We start from the raw sequence: 8,245 nt of genomic DNA, 5'->3' as shown, positions 1-8,245 counted from the left end.
ACCAGGCGGGCGCCGTCCTGACCGCGGCGGTGCTGCCGCTGCCGGTCCTGCTGGCCTGGCTGCCCGGTCAGCGGCTGGCGGTGCTCGCGCTCTGCTCGGCGGGGTTCGTGCTCTGCTGCCGCATCGCCGCGTGCGGCGCGCTGCGCGCGGCCCACCGCCGCGGCCTGCTGGCCGAGCCGGCCGTCGTGGTGGGCGCCGGGACCTTCGGCGGCTACGTCGCCGGGCTCATGCGCGACCACCCGGAGCTCGGCCTGCGGCCCGCCGGCCTGGTCGACGACGGGCCCCCGCGCCGCGACCTGCCGATACCGTCCCTGGGCACGATCTCCCAGCTGGACGCCGTGCTGGCAGGCCACGGGGTCGGCCGGGTCCTGGTCTGCTTCTCAAGCGGCTGCCGCGACGAGGACCTGGTGGGGATCCTGCGGGCCAGCCGCGCGCTGCGCGCCGACGTGTGCGTGGTGCCGCGGCTGTACGAGCTCGGCATGGCGGTGCCCCGCGGCTGCCTGGACGAGCTGTGGGGAGTGCCGCTCATACCGCTGCGCCGCCCGCCGGGGGCCGGGCTCGCGCTCAAGCGCGCGCTCGACCTCCTGGTCGCCCTCGTGCTGGCCCCGGTCGCGGTGCCACTGCTGCTCGCGCTCGCCGCGGTGGTGCGGCTGCGGTCCGGCCCGCCGACGCTGTTCCGGCAGGACCGGCTGACCGGCGACGGCCGGGTGACGCCGGTCCTGAAGCTCCGCACCCTGCCCGCCCAGGCCGGCGCGGACACCACGTGGGCCGTGCCGGAGGAGCAGTGCGGCCCGTTCGGCCGCTGGCTGCGCCGCACCCACCTGGACGAGCTGCCGCAGCTCGTCAACGTGCTGCGCGGCCAGATGTCACTGACCGGGCCGCGGCCGGAACGGCCGTACTTCGCCGAGCGGTTCCGCGGCGAGATCCCGCGGTACGCCGACCGGACCAGGATGCCGGCCGGGCTGACCGGCTGGGCGCAGGTGAACGGGCTCAGCGGCGACACGTCGGTCTTCGACCGGGTCCGCTTCGACAACTACTACGCGGAGTACTGGTCGCCGTGGCTGGACGCGGTGATCCTCGCGCAGACCGTGGTCCTCGTCGCGCGCGCGGCCCTGGGGAGGTCCCGGCCATGACCGCGGGCAATGGGACTGGCCTTGGACGGCTCGGGCTTGGCTCGGTCCCGCTCATCCTGATGTACCACGCCGTGGACACGGCCGACCACGACCCCCACATGCTGTCCGTCCGGCCGGACCGGTTCGCGGCGCAGATGGGCTGGCTGCGACGGCGCGGGCTGCGCGGCGTGGCGGTGGGCACGCTGGTGGCGGCGATGCACGCGAGCCGGGCCCGCGGGCTCGTCGGGATCACGTTCGACGACGGGTACGCCAGCGTGCTGGCCAACGCGGTTCCCGAGCTGCTGCGCCGCGAGTTCACCGCGACCGTGTTCGTCATCGCCGGCCGGGTCGGCCAGGTCAACGACTGGGACCGCGGCACCCCCTGGCCGCTGCTGTCGCGGTCGCAGATCGGCGAGCTCGCCGCGGCAGGCATCGAGATCGGCTCGCACAGCGCCACGCACCAGCCCCTGGCGGGCGCGGACCCCGAGCTGCTCGAGGCCGAGGTCAGGGGCAGCAGGGACAGCCTCAGCAGGCTGGCGGACGCCGAGATACGCGGCTTCGCCTATCCCTACGGGTCCATGGACGCGGCGGCCCGCCGCGCCGTCCGCGCCGCGGGCTACGAGTACGGGTGCGCGGTCCGCACGCCGTGGGCCCAGCTCGGGCTGATGGCCCTGCCGCGCGTCTACATGGGCCAGCGGGATGACCCCGCCCGGATGGCCGCCAAGCGGCTGCTGTACCGGGCCGACATCGCGGTGCGAGGAGGACGCTCATGAAGGTGCTGCACGTGATCACCGGCCTGGACGCCGGGGGCGCGGAAACCCAGCTGGCCATGCTGCTGCGGCACACCAGGCATGCCTGTGACGTGGTCACGCTGTACAACCCCGGCCCGGTCGCCGAGCGCATCCGGGCCGACGGCACGACCGTCCGCGACATCGGGATGCGCCGCAACACCGATGTCAGGGCGCTGCCGAAGCTGCGGTCGCTGATCGCGGCCGGGCGCTACGACGTCGTGCACGCGCACCTGTACCGGTCGCAGATCTACGCCAGGCCGGCGGCCCGGCTGGCCCGGACGCCCGTGGTGGTGACGACCGAGCACTCGATCGGCGAGACCCACATCGAGCGGCGCCGGATGACGACCGGGGTGCGCGGCCTGTACCTGGCCTCCGAACTGTTCTCCGACGGCACGATCGCGGTCTCCGACGTGGTCAGGGACCGTCTCGTCCGCTGGGGCGTCCCGGCACGGAAGATCACGGTGATCCCGAACGGGCTGGACACCGCGGCGCTCGCGTTCGACCCGGCCGCGAGGCAGCGGGCCCGCGCGCAGTTCGCCATCGGTCCTGACGTCTACGTGATCGGCGCCCTCGGCCGCCTCGACGCGAACAAGCGGGTGGACCTGACCATCGAGGCGGCCGCCCCCCTGCTCGGCGAGCGGTGCGCGCTGCTCGTGGTCGGCCGCGGCGACGAGCTGGCCGCGCTCAGGGCCACGGCGCAGCGGTTCGGCGTCGACAGGCACGTCATCTTCGCCGGGTTCCAGGCCGACACGGCCGCCATGCTCGCCGCGTTCGACCTGTACGTGGCGGCGTCGGCCCAGGAGACGTTCGGGATCGCGGTGCTCGAGGCCATGGCCAGCGGCCTGCCCGTGCTGTACACCACGTGCCCGGCGCTGCACGGGGTCACGACGTCGCAGGCACGCCAGGTCCCGGGGACGGCGGCCGCGCTGCGTGCCGCGCTCGGCGACGCCCTCGCCGCAGGAGCGAGCCACGAGCCACGCGAGCCGGACGGCGCGGTGTTCGACCGCTACGGCATCGCCTCGACCGCGCGCCGGGTCGACGACCTGTACGAGCGGCTGCTGACGCGGCGCCCAGGGCCGAGGTTCTCCGGACGATGAGACGATGACATGAAGGTGGCGCTGACCGCGGAGGGCACGTACCCGCACCAGTTCGGCGGGGTCAGTGTGTGGTGCGACCAGCTCATCAGGGCGATGTCGGGATACGAGTTCTCGGTCGTCGCGCTCGTGGCCACCGGCACCGAGCCGGTGCAGTGGGAGCTGCCGGCCAACGTGTCGCGGCTGATGACGATCCCGCTGTGGGGCCCGCCCCCGCCGGTCCCGCTGCGCGCCCGGCTGCCCAGGGGCCGGGTGGTGCCGCTCCCGGTCCAGGCGCTTGTCGACGTGCTGCTCGACAAGGGCGCCGGGGCGGGCGACCGCTTCGCGACGGTGCTCCGCGACCTGCTCGAGTACGCGCAGGCGCGGAACCTGACCGCCACCCTCGCAAGCGAGGCGGTGGTCCGGCTGCTCATCTCCACCTGGCGGGAACGGTGGACGCAGCTCGCCGACGATCACGAGACTCCCGCCCCGCCGTCGCTGAACGACGCGGTCACCGCGATGCAGCTGGTCGAGCACGCGCTCCGCCCGCTGTCCCATCCCCCGGTGCACGCCGACGTGGTGCACGCGGTGACCAACGGCCTTGGCGCGCTGCCCGCGCTCGCCGCCAAATGGCAGCACCAGGTGCCCATGATCGTCACCGAGCACGGCGTCTACATGCGCGAGCAGTACCTGCACCTGCGCCGCCCGGAGTTCAGCTGGCCGGTCAAGGGGCTGTTCCTGCGTTTTCTCACCCGGCTGTGCGCCCTCGGCTACCGGGAGGCCGAGGTGATCACCCCGGGCAACGTCTACAACAGGCGCTGGGAAAGCCAGCTTGGCGCGGACGCGGCCCGGATCCGCACGGTCTACAACGGCGTGAACCCCGACGACTTCCCCGCGCTGACAAGCGAGCCCGAGGTGCCGACGATCGCCTGGGTCGGCCGGGTCGACCCGATCAAGGACCTGGAGACGCTGCTGCGCGCGTTCGCCCTCGTCACCCGGCGGCTGCCGCAGGCGCGGCTGCGCATGTTCGGGGAGCCGCCGCGGGGCCGCGAAGGGTACCTGGAGCGCTGCCGGGGGCTGGCGGCCGAGCTGGGGATCGGCGACCGCGCCACGTTCGAGGGCAGGGTCAGGGAGGTCCGCGACGCCTACGCGGCCGGCCAGGTGGTGGTGCTGTGCAGCGTCAGCGAGGGCTTCCCCTACTCCCTCATCGAGGCGATGGCCTGCGGGCGGGCCTGCGTCGCCACCGACGTCGGCGGCGTCGGCGAGGCGCTCGCCGGCGACGCCGGCGTCATGGTCCCGCCGCGAGACCCGGCGGCGCTCGCCGACGCGTGCCTGCGGCTGCTCGGCGATGCCGCCCTCCGCCAGGCCCTCGGCGCCGCCGCCAGGCGCCGCGCGCTCGAGCACTTCACGGTGGACCGGGCCGTCAGCGCGTTCGACGAGCTGTACACCCTGTTCGGCAGCGGGTGCCGGGTCCTGCCCGTCGGCTCGGACGTGCCGATATGACCCAGCTGGCCGGAACGAGCGACGCCCCCCTGCAGGAGCTGTGCGAGCGCTTCAGCGAGGTGTGCGAGTCGGCGGTCGACCCGCTTGAGATCGCGAGCGCGCTGGAGTTCGACGGGGTCGGCGACCGCGCGGCGCGCGGCGACTACGGCGTCGACGACGTGTTCGCGCTGGCGCGCGTGCTGTACGCGCGGGTACCGCGGCGGCCGTACGGCGTGCCAGCGCCGGACCAGGCCCCCGCCGCCCGCACGCTGCTGCACGGCCTCCTTTACGCGCTGCCCGCGGTCTGCTTTCCCGCCGCCGCCGCGCTCCTCGTCGGGCATCACGTGCTGCCCGCCCTGGTCGTGGCGCTGCTTGCCGGGTGGGGGCTGAGCCAGGGACTGGCCAGCGTGGGTTACCGGCGGCTGGGCACGGCGGGACCTGGTCAGGCGCGGTGGATGCTGCGTGCGGGCCTGGCCGCCGGGCTGGTGCTCATGCTGGCGGTCATGACGCTCACCTGGCTGCTCGCGCGCGCCCGGCTGCCTGTCATCGCGTTCGGCGCCGGCGAGGGAGCGTACATGCTCGGCGCGTCCGTGCTGCTCGTGACCGGAACGGAGCGCTGGCTGCCGGTGGCGCTCGCGCCCGGGGTGGCGGGCAGCGCGCTGTTCCTTCTCCTCGGGCGGCCGCCGGGGCTGCAAGCGCTCACCTGGACGGCGCTGGCCGCGACGCCGCTGCTGGCATGCGTGTTCGCCTGGTCGCCCCGCACTCGGGTGCGGCCAGGGCGCCTGCTGATCCCCGCCGAACTGCGCGGCGCGGCCCCGGCCACGGCGTTCGGCGTGGTCGCGGCCGGACTGCTGTCCTTTCCCGTCGTCGCCGGCCCGGCCGGGCATGGCGGCGTCAACGTCGGCGCGCTGATCGCGTCGGTGCCGCTGGCGCTGAGCATGGGCGCGGCGGAGTGGAACCTGTCGTGGTACCGGCGGGGCGCGCAGGGCCTGCTGCGGCTGACCGGCGACCCGCGCTGGTTTCGGCGGCGCTCCCGGCGGCTGCTGCTGACCGCCGTGGCCCAGTACGAGTCGGCCACCGTGGTGCTGATCTGCCTGGCGATCAACGTCGCCGTCCTGTCCGGCCAGGCGCACGTGGGCGGCGCGGCGCTGCTGTCGGTCACCGGATATCTGCTGCTTGGCGCCGCGCTGTTCCTCGTGCTGCTGCTGCAGGCGATCCAGGTGCGCGCGGTGCCGCTTGCGGCCTGCGCCACCGTGCTCGCGGTCGAGGTGGCGCTGCGCGAGCACGGGCTCGCCGTGCAGGTGGCGGCGCCCGCCGCGCTGCTCGCCGTGGTGGGCGCGTACGCGCTGGCCTGCGTCGGGGCGGCGGTCAGGCATGCCTAGCGAACGTCACGACGGGAGAGGAACGGGAGAGGAGGGCGCGATGACACGGACCACCGTCGCGGTCACCGGGGCCGAGGGGTTCATCGGCTCGCACCTGACCGAGGAGCTGGTGCGGCGCGGATTCCGGGTCAAGGCCATGGCGCTGTACAACATGTGGAGCTCGGCCGGCTGGCTCGACACGCTGCCGCCGGAGGTGCGGCGGGAGGTGGAGGTCGTCTTCGGCGACGTGCGGGACCCGGCGTCGGCCCGCGAGCTCGTCGACGGCGCGGAGGCCGTCTACCACCTCGCCGCGATCGGGTCGGTCCCGTACTCCTACCGCGCGCCGCGGACGTTCGTCGAGAACAACTCGGTGGGCACGCTGCACATCCTCGAGGCGGCGCGCGCGTGCCAGACCCCGCGGCTGGTGCACACCTCGACGAGCGAGACCTACGGGAGCGCGCGCACCGTGCCGATCAGCGAGACCCACCCGCTGCAGGCGCAGTCCCCGTACGCCGCCAGCAAGATCGCGGCGGACAAGCTGGTGGAGTCCTACCACCTGAGCTTCGGCCTGCCCGCGGTGACGCTGCGCCCGTTCAACACGTTCGGCCCGCGCCAGTCGACCCGGGCCGTCATCCCGCAGATCATCACCCAGCTGGCGGCCCGCCCCGCGCGGGTCAGGCCGCAGGTCAAGCTGGGCGCGCTGGCGCCCACCAGGGACTTCTGCTACGTCACCGACACCGTGGCGGCGTTCCTCGCGGTGGGGACCGCGCCCGCCTCGGCGGTGCTCGGGGAGGTGTTCAACTGCGGGCCCGGCGACGACGTGGCCATCGGGGAGCTCGCGGCCGAGATCGCCTCGCTCATGGGCGTCCGGGCGGATATCGTCGAGGACGCGCAGCGGCTGCGCCCCAAGGAGTCAGAAGTTATGCGGCTAGTCTGTGACGCGTCCAAACTCCGCGGCCGCACCGGGTGGCGGCCGCGGGTGACCCGTCCAGAAGGCCTGACCATGGTGATCGACTGGTTCAGCGACCCGGCGAACCTTTCCAGGTACACCCTCGGCGAGTACCACGTGTGATGATGCCGATGGAGAGCTGACATGCGCGTGCGGAGCCGGCCATTCCTCGCCGTCGCGGGCGTCGCGGCGGTGGTGGTGGCGACGGCGATAACGCTCATCGTCACCGGCGGAGGCAGCGGCGGCAGCACCGGGGGAAGCGGCGGCACGGGCCCCGTCTGCGCGCAGCTTGTCGTGCCCGCCTACTTCGCGCCGCAGTACTGGGCGCAGGCGGCCGCCGCGAAACCGCCGCCCGCCGACATGATCCTCGACATCACCGGCGTCGGGGCCGGGACCGCTCCGCAGCCGCGGTTCCAGGCCCTTGTCCGCCAGGCGCAGGCGGCGGGCATCACTGTTCTCGGCTATTCGTCCACCGTCGACGGGCAGCGCCCGGTCGCCCAGGTGGAGGCCGACGTGCGCGACTACGCGGCGTGGTACGGGGTGACCAGCATCTTCCTGGACCGGGTCTCCGGGCAGCCGCAGCAGGTCCCGTACTACCGGCAGCTCGCCAGCTACATCCACCAGGCCCATCCGGGCGCGCAGGTCTGGCTCAACCCGGGCGTCTACCCCGACCAGGCCTACATGTCGATCGGCAACGTCGTCATGGTGTTCGAGGGCACGTACGCCCAGTACGTCGCCGCCGTGGTGCCCGGCTGGGCCAAGAGCTACCCGCCCGCCGACTTCGCCCACACGATCTACGACACGCCCGCCGCGGACGTGACGAACGCGCTGCGGCTGGCGACCGAGCGGGGCGCGGGACATGTCTACGTGACCGACGGCTCGGGGTCCAACCCGTACCAGGCCCTGCCCAGCTACTGGCCGGCCCTGGTCGCCAGCGCGACCGGGGGCTGCCGGGACCCGCGATGAGCGGGCCGCTGCGGGTGGCGACGCTGATCACCAGGCTGGAAGGCGGCGCCGGGGTCCTCGCGCTGCGCGGCGCCCTCGCGCTTGACCGGCGCGAGTTCGCCACGACGATCGTCACCGGCAGCGGGGACCGCCTGGTGGCGCAGGCGAGGGACGCCGGGCTCGAGGTGATCATCGAACCGTCGCTGCGCGCGCCCATCGACCCGCGCAGCGACGCCGCCGCGCTGCGCGCGCTGTCCGCCCTGCTGCGGGGGCGCCCGTTCGACGTCGTGCACACGCATGTCGCCAAGGCCGGGACGCTCGGGCGGTTCGCGGCCTGGCGGGCGGGCGTGCCGCGCATCGTGCACACCTACCATGGCTTCCCGTTCCACGAGTTCCAGTCACGCCCGCGCCGCGGCGCGTACATCGCGATCGAGCGGCGGCTCGGCCGGATCACCGACGTGGCGCTCTGCGTGGGCACCGGCGTGGCGGTCGAGGCGGTCAGGCGCGGGCTCGTCCGCCCCGAGCGGATACG

General features: G+C 74.2%; 8 protein-coding genes. All 8 read left to right on the top strand.

Features of this window, described 5'->3' with window-relative positions; all coding sequences use genetic code 11:
* Nucleotides 1–1,133, top strand: a 1,133-nt coding sequence (locus Q1N79_RS06710; protein WP_300605660.1) for a sugar transferase, incomplete at its 5' end; no start/stop codon positions are given.
* Nucleotides 1,130–1,885, top strand: coding sequence for a polysaccharide deacetylase family protein (locus tag Q1N79_RS06705; protein WP_300605659.1), 756 nt, complete (start codon nucleotides 1,130–1,132; stop codon nucleotides 1,883–1,885). The genes Q1N79_RS06710 and Q1N79_RS06705, both read left to right, overlap by 4 nt.
* A complete protein-coding gene (locus tag Q1N79_RS06700) occupies nucleotides 1,882–3,000 on the top strand; it encodes a glycosyltransferase (RefSeq protein ID WP_300605657.1) in 1,119 nt (372 codons plus the stop codon). The genes Q1N79_RS06705 and Q1N79_RS06700 overlap by 4 nt, the downstream gene beginning before the upstream one ends.
* Nucleotides 3,001–3,009: 9 nt before the next feature.
* On the top strand, nucleotides 3,010–4,479 hold the full coding sequence (pelF, locus tag Q1N79_RS06695; protein WP_300605655.1) for a GT4 family glycosyltransferase PelF: 1,470 nt from the start codon (nucleotides 3,010–3,012) through the stop codon (nucleotides 4,477–4,479).
* Nucleotides 4,476–5,840 carry a hypothetical protein gene (locus Q1N79_RS06690; RefSeq protein WP_300605653.1) on the top strand — a complete coding sequence of 455 codons (1,365 nt, stop codon included), beginning with the start codon at nucleotides 4,476–4,478 and terminating at the stop codon, nucleotides 5,838–5,840. Before pelF ends, Q1N79_RS06690 begins: the two co-directional genes overlap by 4 nt.
* Nucleotides 5,841–5,880: 40 nt before the next feature.
* Entirely contained in the window at nucleotides 5,881–6,891 is a 1,011-nt protein-coding gene (locus Q1N79_RS06685; protein WP_300605651.1) for a GDP-mannose 4,6-dehydratase, read from the top strand.
* A gap of 21 nt (nucleotides 6,892–6,912) precedes the next feature.
* Nucleotides 6,913–7,734 carry a spherulation-specific family 4 protein gene (locus Q1N79_RS06680; protein ID WP_300605649.1) on the top strand — a complete coding sequence of 274 codons (822 nt, stop codon included), beginning with the start codon at nucleotides 6,913–6,915 and terminating at the stop codon, nucleotides 7,732–7,734.
* A partial coding sequence (locus Q1N79_RS06675; protein WP_300605647.1) for a glycosyltransferase occupies nucleotides 7,731–8,245 on the top strand: 515 nt, incomplete at its 3' end. The genes Q1N79_RS06680 and Q1N79_RS06675, both read left to right, overlap by 4 nt.

Origin of the sequence: Trebonia sp. (assembly GCF_030042015.1) — a bacterium.
Lineage (GTDB): Bacteria > Actinomycetota > Actinomycetes > Streptosporangiales > Streptosporangiaceae > Trebonia.
The sequence above is the reverse complement of the archived record's forward strand: the minus strand, read 5'-3'. Positions and strand labels throughout refer to the sequence as shown.

Bases quoted from the DNA above. Each gene is read 5' to 3' on its own strand.
- Q1N79_RS06705 (WP_300605659.1), top strand. From the start codon at position 1,130: ATGACCGCGGGCAATGGGACTGGCCTTGGACGGCTCGGGCTTGGCTCG.
- pelF (WP_300605655.1), top strand. From the start codon at position 3,010: ATGAAGGTGGCGCTGACCGCGGAGGGCACGTACCCGCACCAGTTCGGC.
- Q1N79_RS06685 (WP_300605651.1), top strand. From the start codon at position 5,881: ATGACACGGACCACCGTCGCGGTCACCGGGGCCGAGGGGTTCATCGGC.
- Q1N79_RS06690 (WP_300605653.1), top strand. From the start codon at position 4,476: ATGACCCAGCTGGCCGGAACGAGCGACGCCCCCCTGCAGGAGCTGTGC.
- Q1N79_RS06680 (WP_300605649.1), top strand. From the start codon at position 6,913: ATGCGCGTGCGGAGCCGGCCATTCCTCGCCGTCGCGGGCGTCGCGGCG.
- Q1N79_RS06700 (WP_300605657.1), top strand. From the start codon at position 1,882: ATGAAGGTGCTGCACGTGATCACCGGCCTGGACGCCGGGGGCGCGGAA.